Origin of the sequence: Micromonospora sp. S-DT3-3-22, from assembly GCF_015354745.1 — a bacterium.
GTDB classification, from domain to species: Bacteria; Actinomycetota; Actinomycetes; order Mycobacteriales; family Micromonosporaceae; genus Micromonospora; species Micromonospora wenchangensis.
Window position 1 is genome coordinate 23,244 of the sequence record NZ_JACGMO010000059.1, and the last position, 19,376, is coordinate 42,619.

A 19,376-nucleotide genomic window follows, 5' to 3' on the forward strand; every position below is an offset into this window, starting at 1 on the left:
CCGGGGGTACGTCGGCCCGTCGGTGACCCGGTGACGAACCGGGCAGGGCGTCGAGCATGCTCATGGGAGCTCCAGATGATCGAGTGGAGCGATGGCAGGCGTTACGGAGACGGTGCAGAATGACGGTCGCCCGTCACGTTTCCTATACGATCGGGTGGGGGGCGTCAGCATGTCGCAGCGTCGTAACTGATGTCAACAGGTTCCCGAAGGCGCAAGAAAGGACCTCACGTCACGATGGACGACGAAGCGATGGGCGCGCGGGGCCGCAGGGCCGCGTCGGGCGGAACGTCGCCCGCGCGCTCCGGCGGCCGGCTCGCCGACGAGGTGTACGACACGCTGCTCGGACAGCTGATGTCGCTCCGGATCGAGCCCGGCTCCCGCGTCACGATCGACGTCCTGGCCCGCGAGCTAGGGGTCTCGCAGACGCCGATCCGGGACGCGCTCAACCGGATGGAGGCCGAGGGCCTGGTCGTGCGGGTGCCGCACGCCGGCTACCGCATCCCACCCCAGATCACCCGCCACCGCTTCGAGGACATGCTGGAGGTCCGCCTGCTGCTGGAACCGGCGGCGGCGCGCAGGTCCGCCGAACGCGCGTCGCTGACGCAGGTGGCCGGGCTGCGCCGGATGCTGGAGGAGATGGCGGAGCTGGAGGGGGGCGTCGGGCCCGCCGCGTACGGCGCCTTCGGGCTGCGCGACGCCGCCTTCCACGACCTGGTCGCACTGAGCGCGGAGAACCAGGTCATCCGGGAGACGCTCGCCCGCCTGCACAGCCACGTGCACCTGTTCCGGCTGCACCACGACACCCAGGTCACGCACCTGGCGATGGCCGAGCACGAGGCGGTGGTGGCCGCCATCGCCGCGCGGGACCCCGACGCCGCCGCCTACGCGATGCGCCGGCACATCCTGCGCTCCGGTGACCGCTTCCGTCGGCTGTTCGACGAGATCGAGGACGGCCACGCGTTGACCGTGCAGTCTTGACGGGCGGGCGGGGCGGAGGAATGCTAGCCCAATCGGATCGGATCGGATTGGATCGCGTCCACCTCACCGCCACCACATTGCGAGGAGAAGCAGATGCCCAGAGCGCTGCTCCTGACCGGCGACGCCGCCGAGGAACTCGACACCATGTACCCCTACTACCGCGTCCAGGAGGGCGGCTGGGACGTCGACGTCGCGTCACGCACGTTGCGTGACGTGCAACTGGTCATCCACGAGTTCGACCCGAACTCCGACGCCTACGTGGAGAAGAACGGCCGCAAACTGCCGGTCGACGTACCCTGGGCCGAGGTCGACGTCGAACGCTACGACGCCCTGATCATCCCCGGCGGGCGGGCCCCCGAGTGGATCCGGGTCGACGCCGACGTCAGGCGCATCACCGAGCACTTCTTCGCGCGCAACCTCCCCGTCGCCCTGGTCTGCCACGGCGCACAGGTCCCGGCGGTGTACGGGCTGCTCAAGGGCCGCAAGACGGCGTGCTTCCCGCCCATCACCGGCGACATGGAGAACGCCGGCGCGACGGTCATCGACGCGCCCGACGTCGTCGACGGCAACCTCGTCTCCTGCCGGGGCTGGCCCGACATGCCGCAGTTCGGCCGGGCCATGATGGAACTCTTCGCGAAGTCCGTCGACGCCCCCTCGGCCTGAGCGCACCCGGCCCCGACCGATGACGACACCGCGGACGGTCACCGTCGACGGCTCTCCCGTCCACGTCCTCGACAGCGGCGCCGGGCCGGCGGTGCTGATGCTGCACGGCTCCGGACCCGGCACCACCGGGTCCGGAGCCTGGGCGGCGACGGCGCAGGCGCTCGGCCCGTCCTGGCGGGTACTGGCCCCCGACCACGCCGGGTTCGGCCGGACCCCCGTCCCGGCGGGCTCCCGGGGCGGTCTGCGCATGTGGACCAGTCAGGCCGCGGGCCTGATGGACGCGCTCGGCATCGGGGACTACGCCGTGGTGGGCCACTCCATGGGCGGAGCCGTGGCGCTGGCCCTGGCGGCCGCGCACCCCCGGCGGGTCACCCGGGTCGTCGCGGTCTCGACGATGGGTGCCCCCGGAGCGCCGCTGTCGGCCGACCTCGACGCGCTCTGGGCCGCCCCCGCCGGCCCGACCGGGGCGCGGGACATGCTGAGCCGGCTCGTCCTCGACCAGGCGCTCGTGACCGACGCGGCCGTCACCGCCCGCGCGGACGCGATGCTGGCCGGGGCCGCCGCGTACGCGTCGTTGTTCCCGCCGCCCCGGCAACGGTGGGTCGACGACCTCACCCTCCCGGCCCGGACGCTGGCCGCGATCCGCGCGCCCGTGCTGCTCGTGCACGGCGCCGACGACCGGGTCACCCCGCTCGGCCCGGCGACCCGCCCCCTGCTCGACCACCTGGCCGACGTCCGGCTGCACGTGTTCGGCCGGTGCGGGCACGTGCCGGCGATCGAGCATCCGCACGAGTTCCGGCACCTGCTGTCGGGTTTCCTGCGCCCGGAGCGCCGACCCTGACCGTGGGGTGGCGCGGTCCGGCCGGCATGACGGCCGCGCCGTACCCGGGTACGGCGCGGCCGGTGCACCGGGTGCCGCCCTGACCTGCCATGATCGCTGGGCGCCGCGATTGACAGTTGATCGACGCACTGCTATCAGTAAATAGACCTTACTGATTATTGCGGTGCCCAGCCGGGTGCACGTCGCGTCCGGGCACCGACCGGCCGGCGGCCCGCCGCCCCTTCCCCGAGGAACGCCATGGTGCGCAGAAGAACAGTCGCCTACGCCGTAGGCACCCTGCTGACCGGCATCGCGGCGGTCGGCTACGGCCTCCCGTCGGCCAGCGCCGCGACCGCCGGCCCGATCACCGGCCTGGCCGGCAAGTGCGTCGACGTGGCCGGCGCCAACCCGGCCAACGGCACCGCGGTGCAGCTCTACGACTGCAACGGCACCACCGCCCAGACCTGGACGGTGGGCAACAGCGACGGCTCGATCCGCGCGCTCGGCAAGTGCCTCGACGTCACCGCCGCGTCGACCACCAACGGCACCAAGATCCAGCTGTACGACTGCAACGCCACCGGCGCCCAGAAGTGGACCGCCGCGAGTGGCGGCGCCCTGGTCAACCCGGCCTCGGGCAAGTGCCTCGACGTGACCGACCGGAGCACCGCCAACGGTGCCCGACTCCAGATCTGGACCTGCGGCGGCACCACCAACCAGCAGTGGACCCTGCCCGGCGGCGGCACCCCCACACCCACCCCGACCACCACCGCCCCGGCCGGCACCAACCTCGACGACCCGGCGAAGAAGGACGTCGCCATGCAGCTCGTCTCGGCGGCCGAGAACTCCTCGCTCGACTGGCGCGCCCAGTTCTCCTACATCGAGGACATCGGCGACGGCCGGGGCTACACCGCCGGCATCATCGGGTTCTGCTCCGGCACCGGCGACATGCTCGAACTGGTCCAGGCGTACACCAACACCAAGCCCGGCAACGTGCTGGCCGGATACCTGCCCGCGCTGCGCGCCGTCAACGGCACCGCCTCGCACGCCGGCCTCGACCCCAACTACCCCCGCGACTGGCGCACCGCCGCCAACGACTCCGTGTTCCGGGCCGCGCAGGAATCCGAACGGGACCGGGTCTACTTCACCCCGTCGGTGCGGGACGGGAAGAACGACGGCGTCCGGGCACTCGGCCAGTTCGCCTACTACGACGCGGCGGTCATGCACGGGTACGAGGGCATGCGCCAGATCCGCAGCCGCGCCCTCACCCGGGCGAAGCCCCCGGCGCAGGGCGGCAACGAGCGGACCTGGCTGAACGCGTTCCTCGACGAGCGGGTCATCGAGATGAAGAAGGAGGAGGCCCACTCGGACACCTCCCGCGTGGACACCGCCCAGCGGGTGTTCCTCGACAACGGCAACTTCGACCTGAACACGCCACTGGTGTTCGCCGTCTACGGCGACCAGTTCCGCATCGGCTGACCCCCACCGCCGGGGCAGCACGGCTGCCCCGGCGGGATCGCGGCCCCGCTCAGAGCGCCCAGGGCGTCGTGACGTTCCAGGTGCTGTCCGCGGCCCACAGGGTCGGCGAGTTCCACGCCTCGCCGCCCGTGCCGTTGCTCAGCCACACCTCCGAGGCGTAGTGCCGCAGGTACCTGCCACGGAAGTTGTAGGACTCCAACGAGACCCCGCTCCCGCTGACGCCGACCCGGGCACACCAGGTGGCGTCCGCGCGCAGCAGCGCCGAACCGTCGTTCGGCGAGTTGCGGACCCGCGACTCCTGGTGGCGGAGGAACTGCCCGGGAAAGTTGACCGACTCGAACGAGTAGCACGACGCGTCGGCCAGCCCGGCCCGGACCGTGTACGTCGCGTCGTTCCTGAGCAGCGCCGAACTGTCCGCGTTCACCACCTCGGTGTAGGCGAGGCTGTCCCGGTGCCGCAGGAACCGGTCGGTGTACCCGGGAGTCGTCACCTGCAACGACCGGCGGGTGTTCAGCGGCAGCGCCACCGGCGCCGAACTGCCGACGGACCGCGACGCGGTGATCAGCGCCAGGTTGGCCGCCCGGACCCGGGCCTGGTCCATCTTGACCACCTGCCGGTCGTAGGTGAGGAACCCGTTCAGCTCACCCTCCTGGTCGGCGATCTCGGTGTAGACCGAGGCGCTGAGCCCCTTGCCGAGCATGAGGTTCTGGGTGCCCTGCACCAGGCCGACGTAGCGGTCGGTCAACGCGGTGGAGTCCGGTTGCCACTCGTAGGCGAAGAAGCTGCCGTTCGGGCTCCACTCGTGTCCGGGCACCCGCAGGCCGAGGCCGCCGAACTCGCCGAGCACGGCGATCCGGCTGCTCGACGGCACCGGCGAGTCCGGTCCCAGGTAGACGTGCCAGTCGTCGATGTCGCCGGTGCCGGGGTCCCCCGACGACTGGCAGCAGTTGTGGCCGCTGTGCGCGTTGACCAGCCGGGTCGGGTCCTGGGCCTTGACGGCCTGGGAGACCCGGCGGGTGTCGGCCAGCGCCCGTTCCCCCCACCCCTCGTTGTAGACGGTCCAGGTGACGACGGCCGGCGAACTGCGGTGCTCGTCGACGATCTCGCGGGCCTCGGCTTCGAGCTGCGCCTGCTGCGCGTCGGTGGCGTCGACGTCCTGCGCGGTCAGCGACGGGACGTCCTGCCACACCAGCAGCCCGAGCCGGTCGGCGTGGTAGAACCAGCGCTGCGGTTCGACCTTGATGTGCTTGCGCACCATGTTGAAGCCGAGGTCCTTGTGCTTCTGCAGGTCGAAGGCGAGCGCGGCGTCGGTGGGCGCGGTGTAGAGCCCGTCCGGCCAGAACCCCTGGTCCAGGGTGCCGACCTGGAAGACGAACTGGCCGTTGAGCTTGGGCCGCAGGACACCGTTGACGACGCCGGTACTGATCTCGCGCATGCCGAAGTAGTGGGTGGTCCGGTCCACCTGGACGCCTGCGGCATTACGCAGGGTGATGCGCAGCTGGTAGAGGAACGGGGTGTCGGGCGACCAGCGGCGGGCGTTCGGCACGGGCACCGTGAACTCGGTGAAACCACCGGTGGCGGAGCCGACCACGGTGGTGCCGTCGAGCGCTTCGGCCAGGACGCTGTGCCCGCTGACGTCGCCCCGGGTGAGAACCCGGACGCGCAGGGTGTCGTCGGCCAGGCGCGGCGAGAGGTCGGCCCTGCTGATCGAGGCGGTCGGCACCGGTTCCAGCCACACGGTCTGCCAGATGCCCGAGCTGGGGGTGTAGAAGATCCCGCCGGGCTGCTTGGTCTGCTTGCCGATCGGCGGCAGGCTGCCGTTCTGCCGGCTGTCCGTCGGGTCCCACACCTTCACCACGATCTCGTTCGCGCCGCCCCGCAACTGTCCGGTGACGTCGAAGCTGAAGGCGTCGTAGCCGCCGGTGTGGTTGCCGACCGCCACGCCGTTGACCCAGACCGTGGTCTGCCAGTCGACGGCGCCGAAGTGCAGCAGCACCCGGCGTCCGCCCCAGCTCCCGGGCACCGTCACGACCCGCCGGTAGAACAGGTAGTTGCGGGTGTCGCCGGCTGCGCGCTGCACCCCGGACAGGGCGCTCTCCACCGGGAACGGCACGTTGACCCGCTCGGGCAGGTCGGTGCCGAACGCCGGGGCGTCGTCGGTGGCGGACTGGCGCAACTGCCACTCGCCGTTGAGGGTGAGCCAGTCCGGCCGGGTCATCTGCGGTCGTGGGTACTCCGGCAGTGGCGTGCCGTCGAGGGCCTGGGCGGTCCAGGGGGTGGTCAGCGGCGGGTTCTTGGCCGGTGCGGCGTGCGCCGGGCCGGCCGGCGCGGTGAGCAGGCCGGCGACCAGGGTGAGGACGAGCAGCAGGGGTGCGGCGAGGCGGACGGGATCGGGACGTGTCATGCCGTCTCACGGTATCGGACCCTCAGGGACAAAGGGACCGCATACGGACCGGGCGCAGCCCGGCGGGCGACCCTCCCGCCGGTACGATGCCAGGCATGGGGTGGGGGACCGCGACGAGCGTGGCGACGGTGTCGCCGGCCGCGGCTTGCCGGGTACCGACCGCATCCCGCCTAGCCCGGGTACCGCTCCGCGCCGTCGCCGACCGGCACCGGCCCGGCCGGGGCCGTCCGACCCGGTGAGCCCCGGTGGCACCGACGCGAGCCTGCTGGAACTGGCGGTGGGCTTCGTCGTCGCGGTCGCGCTCATCGCGGTGATCACGGTGGTCCTGCGTCGCCGAGGTGACCGCCGGGACCTGCCGGGCACCCAGGTCCGCGAGCTGGAGGCGCGGGTCGCCGCCGCCGCGTCCCCGGACGCGGACACCCGCGCGTGGGACGCGGCCACCCGGATCGCCGCTGCCCGCAGCCGCGAAGCCGCCTGTCCTGACCGCGCCCCCGTCGCTCCCGACCCGCCGAGCGCCGGCACGCCTGCTGCGGACACCGCGCCACCATCGGCGCAAGCCCCGGACGGGACGGCGGGGGACCGGCCGGTCCCAGACCCCACCGCCCCGCCGTCCGGCTGGCCGTCGACGACCGGCGGGAACAGCGACGCGATGGCCGACGCGTTCGCCTGGCTCCGGATCGCGGCACTCGTGGAAGCGGGCCAGCGCGAGCAGGCCGTTGAACTGCTCGGCACCACGATGGCCATTTCGGTGGACGAGGCGGAGTTGCTGGTCGACGGCCTGGACGACGCGGGTGACCGTCACCCCGAGGGTGCGTGATGGCGCGACTGATCCATCTGAACGGCCCGCCGGGCATCGGGAAGTCCACCCTCTCGGCACGCTACGCCGACCGCCACCCCGGCACCCTGAATCTCGACGTCGACGCGCTGCACCGCCTCGTCGGCGGATGGCGCGACGAGGAGTTCGACACCTGGCCGGTCGTGTGGTCCCTGGTGCGGGCGATGGTGACGGTCCGGTTGGCCGGCGGAGGTGACGTCGTCCTGCCGCAGTACCTCGCGACGGTCGACGAGATCGACGGTCTCGCGGCGCTTGCGCGCGAGCAGGGGGCGAGTTTCCACGAGGTCGTCCTGGTCGACGGGCGGGAGGCCGCGATCGAGCGGTTCCACCGCCGTGGCCGTGACAGCGACGACGAGTGGGTACACCACCACCGTCGGCTCATCGCGCGTGCCGGCGGATCGGCCGTGCTCGGCACCATGTACGACGACCTGATGCGGGTGGTCCGCCTACGCCCCGGGGCGGTGCTGGTGCCCAGCGCGGCGGGGGCGGTGCAGGCCACCTACGACCTGCTGCTGGGCGCGCTGGGCCGATCTGGCTCCGGTCGGCCGGGAGCGACGCGGGCCGGGGGTCCGTGACCCCCGGCCCGCGTCGGTCGCCGCCCGCTCAGCTCGCCACGCAGGCCACCGCCGGTACGCCGTTGGTGCCGCCCGACGAGCCCAGGAAACCGAAGGTCGTGCTGCCGCCGGCACTGAGCGAACCGTTGTAGCTGACGTTGCGGGCGGTCACCGTCGCGCCGCTGGTGGTCAGCGTCGCGCTCCACGCCTGCGACACCTGCTGCCCGTTGCCGAACGTCCAGGTCACCGTCCAGCCGCTGATGGCCGAACCGCCGGCGGTGACCCGTACCTCGGCCTGGAAGCCGCCCTGCCACTGACCGGTCACGGTGTACGTCGCCGAGCAGGAGCGCCCGCCCGGCGGCGGGGTCGTCGGCGGGGCGGTGGTCGGCGGGGCGGTGGTCGGGGGAGCGGTGGTCGGGGGCGGCGTGGTGGTCGGCGGCGTGGTCGGGGTGGTGCCGCCGACGGCGCTCATGATGGCGTCGATGATGCCCTGCTGGGTGACCGCGCCGCTGCTGCGGTTGAACAGCCCGAACCCGTACGCCCCGTTGTAGCCGTTGTCCCAGTAGGCGGTGGCCGCCCCGTACTTCTTGGCGGTGGCCACCAGGGTGCGCGCGTAGTCCGCCCGGTACCTGTTGTTCGTCGAGTCGGCCGAGGTCTTGTCGACCGAACCGTACTCACCGACGAAGACCGGGTATCCCCGTGCGACGAAGGTGTCACGCACCTTCTTCAGTTGCCCGTCCATGAAGTCCTGCTGTCCCCAGGTCGACTTCCGGGCCGGATTGGTGGCGGCCGGCCCCCACTGCGTGATGGTGCCGTTCTCCTCACCGGCGAAGTCCCAGGGGTCGTAGTAGTGCACGGAGATCATGAGCCGCTGCTCGTTGGCCGGGATGGACGACGACCGGTACTGGTCGGTCGGCAGCACGAAGCCGTAGTTGCCGACGGTGTAGTCGATGTTGGTGTTCCAGCCGGGGATGAGCAGCCAGCGCGAGGTGTTGTTCCCGCCGGTCCGCCGGACCGTGTCGACGAAGATCTGGTTGTAGGCGTTGATGTTCGAGTAGCACGGCTGGGTGGGATTACCGTACTGTCCGTCGAACTCCTCGTTCATGGATTCGAGGACGAGGCGTTCGCTGTAACTCTGGAACCGGGTGGCGATCTGCTGCCAGACCTTCTGGTATTTGTCCCTGATCGTCGTCTGGTTCGACGAGTCGCAGATCAGCCACGATCCGTTGATGGTCTTGTAGCCGTCGCCGTGCATGTTGATCAGCACGTAGAGACCGCGACCGTAGGCGTAGTCGACGATTTCCTGGATGCGGTTGAGCCAGGCGGAGCTGATCGTGTAGTTCGGGGCGGATCCGATGTTTCCCAGATAGGAAACCGGAATGCGGATCGTCTTGAATCCCGCCGCCTTCACCCGGTCGATGAAGGCCTGCGTCACGACCGGGTTGCCCCAGGCCGTCTCGCTGGGGATCCCGTTGGCGTTGGCCTCCAGGGCGTTGCCCAGGTTCCAACCCGCCCCCATGTTGGCGACGAGTTGGGTGGCGTTCAGTTGGGCCATGCTGTCGGCCGAAGCGGAACTCGTCATGACGGCCGTCGATCCGGCCAGCGCCAGTACGCCGGAAAGCACGGCGAACTGAACCCTCCTCAGTGTGGATTTCACCAGCATCTCCCGTCTTCGAGTCAACCGTCGCACGATGGTTGTCGAAGCGATTCGACAGTATTTCGACTGCCTGTTCCGGCAATCGATGGGCCGCCAAAGAATAGATGCACATTCATCGATCGGCAACGGTGGGGTTGTCGACGGGTGGGTGCGGTCGCTGCGGGGTTGGCCGGGTGGCGTCGGGTCGAGGTGGCGACCGGGCGGGACGGTGACCCGCCGCGCCGCCATGGACGCCGGATCGTGGGCGGCGGGCGCGGGTGCCCCGGGTCGTCCTGTCGCGGGAGCGGGCGGGCGGCCACGTCGACGCCGCCCGCCCGCGTCCGGGTGTCGCCCCGTCGGTTCCGGCCGCAGGTGACGCCGGATGCGGTCGGCCGACGTCGGGTCACCCGCATCTCTATTGATCATAGTAAATTGCTGAGAGTGTCATCCGGTGGGAAGGAAAGTCTGGTAGCGACTTTCCGAAATGTGTAGAGTGAGCGCAGCGCCGCCCCGGCCGACATCCCGCCGCCCGGGGCACGAGCATCTCGGACAGGCCGGGGATGGTCCGCCGCCGACGGGGCCACTTCCCGATTGCCACACGCCAGAAGCGGGCTGCGGTCATCCATCAGGACGGGCGGTCGTCCCCGGTTGCGAACGGTGCCGACGTCCACAAGGGAGGTCCATCCTCCCTGACCCCCGGTGAGTTGCGGTGCGGCGAAAGGGAGGAGACAGATGTCCACGGAGGACGGCTCGTTACGGACCCGACGCGGCTTCCTGGGAATGGGGGTGGGGCTGCTCGGAGCGGCCGGCCTCGCCGCCTGCGGAGGAAGCGGACCGTCGACGCCCACGGTGCAGGCCGAGGTCCCGAAGGAACTCGTCGACGCCGCGGCGGCGTTGAAGGGCTCCTCGATGGGGATGCTGTCGCAGAAGCTGTACTCGGAGGCGGCGAACGCGGCCCTCGACAGCTCGATCAGGAAGTTCGCCGACACCACCGGCACGAAGATCGGAAACAGCCTGGTCCAGGCCGACGCCGGCGACGTCGTCGCCAAGATCGACGCCGAGGTCAAGGGCGGTGTCGCGCGTGACCTCGCGTTCATGACCGACTCGCGGTTCGTCGCCCAGTTCCAGGCGCTCGGCGACCTGGAGGACGTGACGGACGTCGTCCAGGCGCTGACGGCGAAGTACGGCGAACCCACCGCCGAGTCCAAGAACTTCTGCGTCTTCGACGGCAGGTGGTTCGCCATCCCCTACCACTTCATCGGGATCGGGTCGTTCCTGCGCAAGGACTGGATGCAGGACAAGGGCATCACCCCTAAGGACAGCTACACCTGGGAGGAGCTGCGGGACCTCTGCCTGGCGATCTCCGACCCCGGCAAACGGCGGTTCGGCTGGGGCATGACCGTGAACCGGTCCGGTGACGCCAACGGCATGATCGAGGCACTGATCAACTCCTACGGCGGGGCGATCGCCTCCAACGACGGCCGGAAGGTCACCTTCGACTCTCCCGAAACCGTCCAGGCGGTGACCTTCCTCGGCGACATCTACACCAACCCGAGGTACAAGCCGATGCTGCCGCCGGGGGTCGCCGCCTGGACCGACTCCAGCAACAACGAGAACTGGCTCGCCGGCATCCTCGGCTACACCCGCAACCAGTTCAGCGTCTACGCCGACTCCAAGACCAAGAAGAACCCCGTCTACGAACGTACCCACGTCTTCCCCGACTGCACCGGCCCGGCCACCGACACCTCCCTGCTGCTGGGCCAGTCCCAGTGCTTCGTCATCTTCAAGGGCGCCAAGAACGCCGACCTCGCCAAGCTCCTGACGCAGTACCTGGTCACCGCGCCCGCCCTCGTCGGCGTGGCGAAGGAGGCTCCGGGGCTGGCCCTGCCGGCCTGGGACCGGGTCTGGGACGCCGACCCGTTCTTCACCAGCGGCGACCCGGCGTTCCCCATCATGCGCCGGATCACCCAACAGAAACTGCCGCTGTCGACGAAGAACGGCCTGGACTTCCCGCAGAAGGCCAGCGCCGGGCAGCAGGCCGCCGTCGGCGCCTACGTCCTGACCGACATGATGCAGCAGGTCATCCAGGGCACCCCGCCCGCGCGGGCCGTGCAGGCCGCCCACGCCAAGATGGTGCAGATCTTCACCCAGCAGGGTCTGCCGCAGTGACGTCGGTCCGCCCGGCGCCGGCCCCGGCGTCAGGAGGATCCCCACGGCCGAAACCCGACGCGCGACCCGCGACCCGACGACGGCTGGGACGCGACTGGCGGCTGGCGGCACTGTTCCTGGCCCCCACGGCCGTGCTCGTCGGCGCCCTCGTGCTCGTCCCGATCGGCTGGGCGGTCGTCACCAGCACCACTGAACGGCACGGCCAGCACAGCGTGTTCGTCGGTCTGGCCAACTACCTCGCCCTGACCGACGACGAGCAGTTCCACACCGGCGTGGTGAACTCGTTCGTCTTCACCGCGTACGCCGAGGTGTTCAAGGTGGTGCTGGGCCTGTCCGCAGCCCTGCTGCTGCACCACCGACGCCGGGGACGGGCCGTGCTGGCCGGCCTGCTCCTGCTGCCCTGGGTGGTGCCGACGGTCGTCACCGCGTTCAGTTGGCGCTCGCTGCTCGACCCGATCTTCGGCAGCGTCAACCTGCTGCTCACCGAGTCGGGGATCGGGCCGCTGCTGGTCGACGCCCACCTGGTCGACAGCTGGCCGGCGGGCTGGCTGTCCGAGGCGTCCCTGGCCATGCCGTCGGTGATCATGGTCAACGTGTGGAAGGGGGTGCCGTTCTTCACCGTCGCCTTCCTCGCCGGGCTGAAGGCCATCCCCACCGACCTCTACGAGGCGGCGACCGTCGACGGGGCGTCGGCGTGGCGGCGGTTCGTCCACGTGACGCTGCCCGGACTGCGCCACGTCATCACCGTGACCGTCACCCTGTCGTCGATCTGGACGTTCAACAACTTCGACCTCATCTGGTTGCTGACCCAGGGCGGCCCCGGCGACGCGACCGCGCCGTACGTGCTGGTCGCGTACTCCAAGGCGATCCTCCAACTCCAGTACGGCGCGGGAGCGGCCGTCACGCTCGTCATGCTGCCGGTCATCGGCGTGCTGGTGTACGTGCTGGTCCGGCTGCTGCGGCGGGACGCCGACAGCGCACCGACCCGACCCGCCGGGCCGGTGCGCCGGGCCCTGCCGTGGGCCGCCGCCGTGGTGGTCACCGGCGCGCTGGCCTGGGCGTCACCCCACATCATGTGGAAGGCGGCGCTGGTCCTCGGAGTGGTCCTGCTGGTCGCGGCGGCCGTCGGCCGGGTCCTCTCGGCGTTGCAGTCGTGGGGACGGCGCAGGACGTCCGCCCTGGTGTCGGGCCTGGCCTCCGGCATCGCCCTGGCCGCGCTGCTCGTCTTCGTCCTGGCCCCGCTGTACTGGATCGTCGTCACGGCCTTCAAGTCCGACGGCCAGATCGTCATGCACGAGCGTGACCTGTGGCCGACACCGTGGACCCTGCAACAGTTCACCGACCTGTTCACCACCAAACCGTTCGGCCGCTGGTACCTCAACACGGTGCTGGTGTCCGCGGCGTCCACCGTGGTGGCGCTGGTCTGCGCCGCCCTGGCCGGCTACGCGCTGGCCCGGCTGCGGTTCCGCGGGGCGCAGGGCTTCACCGTCACGGTCCTGGTCACCTACGTCATGCCCGGCGCGCTGCTGTTCATCCCGCTGTACCAACTGCTCATCGGGGCCCGGCTCACCGACTCGTTGTGGTCGCTGGTCGTGACGTATCCGACCTTCACGCTGCCGTTCGCCACCTGGCTGCTGGCGGGATACTTCGCGTCGATCCCCATCGAGCTGGAGGAGGCCGCACTGGTCGACGGCTGCACCCGGCTCCAGGCGTTCCGCCGGGTGGTGCTGCCCCTGGCCAAGCCGGGACTGCTGGCGGTCGCCCTGTTCACCCTGACCAACGCCTGGAACGAGTTCCTGTTCGCCTTCGTGTTCATCACCAAGGACGAGTACAAGACCCTCCCCGTGGGCATGCAGTCGATGATCACCGGCGACGTCGTGCCGCAGGGACAACTCGCCGCCGCGTCACTGCTGGTCAGCATCCCCGTGGTGATCATGTACGCCTTCGGGCAGCGTTTCCTCACCGAAGGGCTCACCGCCGGAGCTGTCAAGGGCTGACCCCTGGCCCCGCCGGACACCCCGGGAGCCGCCGGCACACCGTGCGGGACCGGCTGCCGGCCGGGCATGCTCAGGCGGGCAGCAGCCGCTCGCGGTGTTCGGCGACCTCCGCGGCGAGCGTCGGGTCCGCGGCCACGCACGCCTGGAAGTCGGCGTCCGCCTCGGCCTGCCGGCCGGCGTCGGCCAGGGCGAGCGCCCGGTTGAACCGGACCGCCGGATCGTCGTCGAGTTGCAACGCGTGCCCGAGGTCGGCGATGGCCGCCGGCAGGTCACCCAGCTCGTAGTTGGCCACCCCCCGGGCGGCCCAGCCGGCCGCGAGTGTCGGATCGGCCGCCACCGCCCCGGTCAGGGTCCGCCGGGCCTGCTCCGGGTCCGTCTCCAACTCCAGTTGCCCGCGTACGCAGAGCAGGTGGCCGTTGTCCGGGTCGCGCGCCAGGCCGGTCCGGACGTCGTCCCACGCTCCCTCGGTGTCGCCGAGCGCCTGGCGCAGCCCGGCCCGGTTGATCCGGGCGTCCAGGTGCTCCGGGTCGAGGTCGAGCACCCGGTCGAAGCCGGCCAGGGCCTCGTCCGGAGCACCGAGTTCCAGCAGTACGTCGGCCCGGTTGTAGTACACCTCGGGGAAGGGCGGGGAGAGCCGGGCGGCCCGCTCGTAGCTCTCCAACGCCTCGTCGAGTCGGCCCAGCCGGCGCAGCAACGTGCCCCGGTCGAGGTGGTACTCGGCGTAGTTGGGGTCGATCGCGATGACCGTGTCCAGATCGGCCAGCGCCTCCGCCGGCCGGCCCAGGGCGGAGAGCAGCTGCGAGCGGTTGTGGCGCAGCACCGAGCGGTGGAGCAGGTGCTTGTCGTCGCCCAGCGCCGCCTCCATGCTGGCGATGCCCGTCGTGATCAGATCCAGGGCCTCGGTGAGGTTGCCCTCGTGCATCGCCACCAGGGCCAGCCCGTTGCGGTTGAAGACCAGGTTCGCCGCGCTGTCCTGCGGGTTGGGTGCCAGCCGGGCGTACGCGATCGCCGCGTTGCACCAGGCCCGCGCCTTGCGGTGGTCCCGTTTCCCGGTCTCCAGGTGCCGGGTGTAGATCATGGCGGTGGCGTACGCCGCCTGCATGTGCACCATGCCGCTGTCGGTCTGCGCCCGGGCCTCGTCATAGAGGGCCAACGCCTCCAACGGCCGTTCCAACGCCATCAACGAGGTGGTCATCTTGGTGGTGAACGCCCACCAGTGCTCCACCTGCCCGGACCAGTCGATCACCGCCCGGCCGCGCGCCCCGAAGTCCAACGTGGCGTGGTAGAAGCCCAGGTTGACGCAGTATTCGAGCGCCTCGCGCAGCGCGGCGGCACCGGCCGAGCCGGGCGCGCCGCCCCGTTCCCGGTGCAACGCGACGGCACCGAGGCGGCACGACCACTCCCCGGTGGCGAGCAGCTTCTCGGCCCGGTCGTCGTGCAGGGCCGCCCGGACCGGCCCCGGCAGCTCCCGGTAGGCGGTCAGCACCGCCGGGTCGTCGTCGACACAGTCACCGTCGATGTAGGCCCGGGCGCACGATGTGGGGTCGGCGGGCGGTTCGGTCGCCGTCGGCGACGGATCGCCGTCCACGGGCACCGCGTACCGCTGTAGGGCGGTGCGGATCGCGACGGCGACCGCCCCCGGCGGCTCCTCGACCGTGTCGGTGGCCGTCGCCACCCGCAGGTGCAGCAGCCCGGGGTCGATCCGGCGCAGCAGCGTCCCGACGAACTCCCGGTCGGTCGGGTCCGCCTCGTGCAGGTTCTCCACCAGCAGGCACCGGGGCCCGTCGTCGAGGTGTCGCAGCCAGGCGTCGAGCAGGTCGACCAGCCCGTGCGCGTGCCGCAGGGTCCGCATCCGTGAGTAGAACCGGGTGCGTTCGGCCGGCACGGCGAGCGAGGTGAGCGTCTCCCGGGTGGCCGGAACGGACTCCCGCAACTCCGGCGCGACCGAGAGGATCTCGATCTGGTGCCGGCTGACGAGATCCGGACGCTCCGCCAGGATCGCCGGCACCAGGGCGCGCAGCAGCGTACCGGTGGCCGTGTACGGCCCGCGCAGGAAGCGGTGGGCGTCGAGTTCGGCGAGCACGGGCACGTCGACCCCGGCGGTCAGCAGCCGTTGCCGGTCATGGTGTCGGGCGGCCCTGATCCAACGGTGGGGGGTCTGGTGCACGGTTCACCTCTCGGAGCGTTACGGGGCCGGCGGGGGTGTGCGGTCGGTCGGCGGCGGGTGGCGGGGCGCTCAGGCCGGCGCGGTCCGGGCGCGGCGGCGGGTGCGTAGCGCCAGAACGCCGACGAAGATCAGTTCGGCTCCGCTGAGGACGAGCACCACGGCGGAGTCGACGAGGTTGCCGGTGCCGTGGCGGCCGTCGAGTTCGGCCACCGCCTCGGCGAAGAAGTGGATGCCCGCCGGCACGATGGCGAAGGCCAGGGTGGCCAGGGTGGCGGCGTACCCGGCGACCATCAGCCACGAGTACCAGCGGGCGGTCCGCCGGTCCGTGGGGTGCAGCTGTGCCCACTGCCGGTCCAGACCCGGCCGGCCGGTCAGCCGACGCCACCGGTGCCGCAGCAGCACGCTGGCGCTGCCGTGCAGGTCGACGGTGCCGAGCACCAGTGTGAGCAGGTAGTACAGGTCGGTGCGCAGGTAGAGGAAGAACTGCCAGGCGACGCGGAGCAGCGCGCCGAAGCTCAACGCGAGGCAGAGCCGGGCCGGCAACGGCAGCGAGCCGTCGGGCGCCCGCAGCGTGGCGGCGGCGAGGGTCAGCAGCGCCATCACGACCAGGTCCGTGCCGATGCCGGCGAGCATCGGCACCCAGCGCTGCCGACGCGGGACGGTGACCAGACCGTCCATCACCGTCTCGAAGACCAGGTACTGCAACCGGTATCCGACGGTCAGCCGGCTGCGCAGCCCCAACCGTCGTCCCGCGAGCGCGTGCGCGGCCTCGTGCAGGGCGATCAGCGGCCACTGGCCGACCGCCAGCACGACCGTGACGACCGTCAGGTAGTCGGTGAAGAAGATGGCCCGGTAGTGCGGACGCAGGTCGGGTTGCGCCACCGCGACGACGACGGCGGCCACGATCAGCGCCGCGTAGGCGAGCAGGGCCACCGGGGAGAAGAGCGCCCGGCCCAGCCGCTGCCACCGTACCGGGGCGGGGGCCCGGGGGATGGCCGGTCCGGCGGTGTCGGGCGGGGTGACCAGGCCCAGTTCGGCCAGGTCGGTGAGGAGTTCGGCCAGGTCGACCTCCTCACCGTAGGTGTCGGCATACCAGGCGGCGGCAGCCCGGGGCGTCATCCCCTCGGCGAGCCGTCGGAGCAGCTCCGCACCGTCGGCGGGCAGCACCGCGTACGAGTCGGTGGCGGCGTTGCCCACCACGACACCGTCCCCCTCCGGCAGGAACGTCAGGTGTGGCACCTGCACCGGCCGATCCGGGTCGAACCCCGGTTCCCCGGCGGCAACGGTGACCTGGTCGGTGCCGGCGTGGCCGCTCATGGCGTCCTCCTGAGGGTGGTGTCGGTCCGGGCGGGGCGTCGCCCGACCGGGAGGCCGGTCGGGCGACGCGCCACGATCAGAACGGCCAGCAGGAGAACGGGGCGTACAGGGAGTTCGCGTTGGCGGTCAGCCGGACCGACCCGGCCTTGCGAACGGTGATCTTCTTCATCGGCCGAGCGGGCTTGACGTCCTTGGTGTCCATGGCAGAACCCTCCTCGAATCGGAACGCTCGGTAATGAGCCGACCACAGGTTAGGGGCGGGGGCTTGAAGTGAGCTTGAGGCCGGCTGAAGCCGGACTCGGGGGCCGGGGGACCAGCGGCCGTGAGCTGGCACGGCGTCGACCGGGTCTGTCGGCATGTTGACACCCCCCCTCGCCCCGCCGGCCGGAACCCGCCGTGACCTCGGCCGACGCCCTCCGGGCCCGCCGCCCGCGACCGCGCGCCCCGGGGCGGGGGCGTGGGACAGTTCTGGTCGTTCGGCCGGGCCACCCGGCGACGACCGCTGACCGCAACGTTCATCAGAATCTGGGGAATCAGAGCATGAGTGCCGACTCGGACTGGGGCGACTTCCTGACCACCGACACGCCGATCGGGGACACCACCCTGACCGAGGCGGTGGCGGCGCTGCCGGAACCGTCGGCATCCATCGTGGAGAGTGAGATCAGCGGCGCGGTCGACGACCAGGACTGGTCGAACTGGCACGCGGACAGCGGTGACGACTGGGCCGACTCCGCGCAGGACTGGGCCGACTACGCCGTGGAGAACGCGGCGGCCGGCAACGTCGAGGTCGCCGAGAGCGCCATGGCACGGGCGGCCGACCACGCGAGCATCGCCGAGAACAACTACACGGTCTCCGACGAGTACTCCGACGCCGTCGCCGACCACGTGGAGACCGCCTCCGCCGAGGTCGACTGGGCCACCAGCGGCACCGACACCAGCACCGCCACCTACGACGCCTCCACCTACGACACCAGCACGTCGTACGACGTCGGGGGCTACGACGCCGCGTCCAGCTTCGACACCAGCACCTCCTACGACGCAGCGGAATGAGGTGGGCTGACGCCGGTGGACCCGGCGCCGCGCCACCGGCCGTCGCGGCCGGGCTGGAGCCCGGCCGGCTGGCGGCCGGCGTCCAACGTCGGCTCGGCGTCCCGCCGAGCGTGGCCCGCCAACACCTGCTGCGCAGCGTCCGTGACCTCGCCTTCGACCTGAAGATCGAGCAGCTCAGCCTCCTGGAGGCGGTACGCGGTTCCCGCCTCGGCGGGGTCACCCTCTCGCCGACGCAGGTGCCGGTGCTGCTGCGGGTCACCCTGGAGGCCGACGACCCCGGGGCCCGGGTGGGCGTGCTGCTGGTCGACCGCTGGCCGGGCAGGCTGGGACGGAACTGGGGCGTGACCTCGGTGTACGTCAGTCTCTTCGAGTCGGTGCTGAGCGCGTTCGATGCCGTGCTCGGCCGGCTCGACCCGACGGCTGTTGCCTCGTTCACCCCGTGGTGGCGGCAGACGGGCCCGGGTGACGTGGCGATGATGCAGCACGCCGCCGGCCTGGCCAACCGGGCGCAGGCGGCGCTCTCCCGGCACGCGGGACGGTTGCTCGACGGCGACGGGCAGGCGCAACGGCAGGCGGTGGTCACCCGTACCGGCGGTGCGACCTTCACCTTCGAGACGGCCGACACGGTCGCCGAGGTCCCCGCCGAACTGGCCGACGGCATGTTGATGGTCGGCACGCTGATCGTCAGCCGACCGGGCGGCATGCCGCCGAAGCTGGTCGGGCAGGTGCAGTCGCTGGTGTTCCGGGTCGAGGAGCGCCTCGCGGCGGGTGGCGTCGACCGGATCACCGTCGAGCCGGCGGACGTGCCGGCGGTGACGTTCCTGCACCAGCAGGCACGGCTGCGCGGCCTGCTCCCGGTACGGACCCTGCGTACCTGCACCACCTGCCGGTTGGAGAAGGTCGCCAACCCGGAGATGGAACGCATGCAGGAGCGCACCCGGCGGACCCGGGACCTGGCCAGCAGCATCAGCGGCCTCGTCACGCCCTACGTGCTCGCCGGCCGGCTGGTGCAGCTCAACAACAAGGGCCCCAAGTTCGCCTGCCCCCGCTGCCAGGGGATGGACGCCGACGAGACGGTGGTGACCTACTGTCAGAAGTGCGGTGACCGCCGCGCCGAGACGGCGCTGCGCACCTGCCCGAAGTGCCAGTTCGACTTCCGCAGCCTGATCGGTGCGGAGCCGGTCTGGCGGCCCCGGGCTGCGGCCGTACCGGCGCTTGCGGGACCGCAGCCCGACGGCCACCCGGCACCGGCGGCCCGGCCCGCCACCCCACCGGCGTCCGTGCCGGGTGGGTCCGGCGTGGCCCGGCCC

At 71.5% G+C, this 19,376-nt stretch carries 15 protein-coding genes; 10 read left to right on the top strand and 5 right to left on the bottom strand.

Going from position 1 to position 19,376, the window contains the following annotated elements:
- The first annotated feature begins 234 nt into the window (after window positions 1–234).
- The 4 genes from H1A17_RS18245 to H1A17_RS35315 all read left to right on the top strand — a co-directional run bounded on the left by H1A17_RS18245 (window position 235) and on the right by H1A17_RS35315 (window position 3,937).
- Window positions 235–978 (top strand): GntR family transcriptional regulator, encoded by a 744-nt coding sequence (locus H1A17_RS18245; protein WP_145920607.1) that lies wholly within the window; start codon window positions 235–237, stop codon window positions 976–978.
- A gap of 93 nt (window positions 979–1,071) precedes the next feature.
- Window positions 1,072–1,641, top strand: a complete 570-nt coding sequence (locus H1A17_RS18250; protein WP_145920606.1) for a DJ-1/PfpI family protein — start codon at window positions 1,072–1,074, stop codon at window positions 1,639–1,641.
- A gap of 19 nt (window positions 1,642–1,660) precedes the next feature.
- On the top strand, window positions 1,661–2,482 hold the full coding sequence (locus H1A17_RS18255; protein WP_194822434.1) for an alpha/beta fold hydrolase: 822 nt from the start codon (window positions 1,661–1,663) through the stop codon (window positions 2,480–2,482).
- A gap of 237 nt (window positions 2,483–2,719) precedes the next feature.
- The gene (locus H1A17_RS35315) at window positions 2,720–3,937 is read left to right on the top strand and encodes a chitosanase (protein WP_145920604.1); all 1,218 of its coding nucleotides are present in this window, start codon (window positions 2,720–2,722) and stop codon (window positions 3,935–3,937) included.
- A gap of 49 nt (window positions 3,938–3,986) precedes the next feature.
- Here H1A17_RS35315 and H1A17_RS18265 read toward each other — a convergent pair whose 3' ends face one another.
- The gene (locus H1A17_RS18265) at window positions 3,987–6,341 is read right to left on the bottom strand and encodes an AbfB domain-containing protein (RefSeq protein WP_194822435.1); all 2,355 of its coding nucleotides are present in this window, start codon (window positions 6,339–6,341) and stop codon (window positions 3,987–3,989) included.
- 235 nt (window positions 6,342–6,576) lie between these two features.
- Here H1A17_RS18265 and H1A17_RS18270 point away from each other — a divergent pair, with 235 nt between their 5' ends.
- Window positions 6,577–7,158 carry a hypothetical protein gene (locus tag H1A17_RS18270; protein WP_194822436.1) on the top strand — a complete coding sequence of 194 codons (582 nt, stop codon included), beginning with the start codon at window positions 6,577–6,579 and terminating at the stop codon, window positions 7,156–7,158.
- On the top strand, window positions 7,158–7,751 hold the full coding sequence (locus H1A17_RS18275; RefSeq protein WP_194822437.1) for an AAA family ATPase: 594 nt from the start codon (window positions 7,158–7,160) through the stop codon (window positions 7,749–7,751). The genes H1A17_RS18270 and H1A17_RS18275 overlap by 1 nt, the downstream gene beginning before the upstream one ends.
- A gap of 28 nt (window positions 7,752–7,779) precedes the next feature.
- On the opposite strand, the gene H1A17_RS18280 is transcribed toward H1A17_RS18275, so the two are convergent.
- Entirely contained in the window at window positions 7,780–9,312 is a 1,533-nt protein-coding gene (locus H1A17_RS18280) for a cellulase family glycosylhydrolase (RefSeq protein ID WP_228543763.1), read from the bottom strand.
- Window positions 9,313–10,098: 786 nt separating this feature from the next.
- On the opposite strand from H1A17_RS18280, the gene H1A17_RS18285 reads away from it, so the two are divergent.
- Window positions 10,099–11,535: an extracellular solute-binding protein gene (locus tag H1A17_RS18285; RefSeq protein WP_168222527.1), complete on the top strand. Its 1,437-nt coding sequence runs from the start codon at window positions 10,099–10,101 to the stop codon at window positions 11,533–11,535.
- A gap of 149 nt (window positions 11,536–11,684) precedes the next feature.
- Window positions 11,685–13,532, top strand: coding sequence for an ABC transporter permease subunit (locus tag H1A17_RS18290; protein ID WP_309236796.1), 1,848 nt, complete (start codon window positions 11,685–11,687; stop codon window positions 13,530–13,532).
- Between the two features lie 70 nt (window positions 13,533–13,602).
- Here the strand turns inward: H1A17_RS18290 and H1A17_RS35580 are convergent, their stop codons facing one another.
- The 3 genes from H1A17_RS35580 to H1A17_RS35130 all read right to left on the bottom strand — a co-directional run bounded on the left by H1A17_RS35580 (window position 13,603) and on the right by H1A17_RS35130 (window position 17,218).
- Entirely contained in the window at window positions 13,603–15,699 is a 2,097-nt protein-coding gene (locus H1A17_RS35580) for a tetratricopeptide repeat protein (protein WP_194822439.1), read from the bottom strand.
- A 69-nt stretch (window positions 15,700–15,768) separates the two neighbouring features.
- Window positions 15,769–17,016 carry a hypothetical protein gene (locus tag H1A17_RS18300; RefSeq protein WP_194822440.1) on the bottom strand — a complete coding sequence of 416 codons (1,248 nt, stop codon included), beginning with the start codon at window positions 17,014–17,016 and terminating at the stop codon, window positions 15,769–15,771.
- A gap of 76 nt (window positions 17,017–17,092) precedes the next feature.
- Entirely contained in the window at window positions 17,093–17,218 is a 126-nt protein-coding gene (locus tag H1A17_RS35130) for a hypothetical protein (RefSeq protein ID WP_255470019.1), read from the bottom strand.
- Between the two features lie 338 nt (window positions 17,219–17,556).
- Between H1A17_RS35130 and H1A17_RS18305 the strand changes: the two genes are divergently transcribed.
- Together H1A17_RS18305 and H1A17_RS18310 are read left to right on the top strand one after the other, a co-directional pair.
- Window positions 17,557–18,066, top strand: coding sequence for a hypothetical protein (locus H1A17_RS18305; RefSeq protein ID WP_194822441.1), 510 nt, complete (start codon window positions 17,557–17,559; stop codon window positions 18,064–18,066).
- The coding region (locus H1A17_RS18310; protein WP_194822442.1) for a hypothetical protein at window positions 18,063–19,376 on the top strand (1,314 nt) is incomplete at its 3' end. The genes H1A17_RS18305 and H1A17_RS18310, both read left to right, overlap by 4 nt.

What these genes read in the sequence shown, in the direction of transcription:
- H1A17_RS35130 (WP_255470019.1), bottom strand. Translation starts at nt 17,218, where the DNA reads ATGGACACCAAGGACGTCAAGCCCGCTCGGCCGATGAAGAAGATCACC.
- H1A17_RS18280 (WP_228543763.1), bottom strand. Translation starts at nt 9,312, where the DNA reads ATGACGAGTTCCGCTTCGGCCGACAGCATGGCCCAACTGAACGCCACC.
- H1A17_RS35315 (WP_145920604.1), top strand. Translation starts at nt 2,720, where the DNA reads ATGGTGCGCAGAAGAACAGTCGCCTACGCCGTAGGCACCCTGCTGACC.
- H1A17_RS18250 (WP_145920606.1), top strand. Translation starts at nt 1,072, where the DNA reads ATGCCCAGAGCGCTGCTCCTGACCGGCGACGCCGCCGAGGAACTCGAC.
- H1A17_RS18245 (WP_145920607.1), top strand. Translation starts at nt 235, where the DNA reads ATGGACGACGAAGCGATGGGCGCGCGGGGCCGCAGGGCCGCGTCGGGC.
- H1A17_RS18285 (WP_168222527.1), top strand. Translation starts at nt 10,099, where the DNA reads ATGTCCACGGAGGACGGCTCGTTACGGACCCGACGCGGCTTCCTGGGA.
- H1A17_RS18305 (WP_194822441.1), top strand. Translation starts at nt 17,557, where the DNA reads ATGAGTGCCGACTCGGACTGGGGCGACTTCCTGACCACCGACACGCCG.
- H1A17_RS18255 (WP_194822434.1), top strand. Translation starts at nt 1,661, where the DNA reads ATGACGACACCGCGGACGGTCACCGTCGACGGCTCTCCCGTCCACGTC.
- H1A17_RS18265 (WP_194822435.1), bottom strand. Translation starts at nt 6,341, where the DNA reads ATGACACGTCCCGATCCCGTCCGCCTCGCCGCACCCCTGCTGCTCGTC.
- H1A17_RS18275 (WP_194822437.1), top strand. Translation starts at nt 7,158, where the DNA reads ATGGCGCGACTGATCCATCTGAACGGCCCGCCGGGCATCGGGAAGTCC.
- H1A17_RS18300 (WP_194822440.1), bottom strand. Translation starts at nt 17,016, where the DNA reads ATGAGCGGCCACGCCGGCACCGACCAGGTCACCGTTGCCGCCGGGGAA.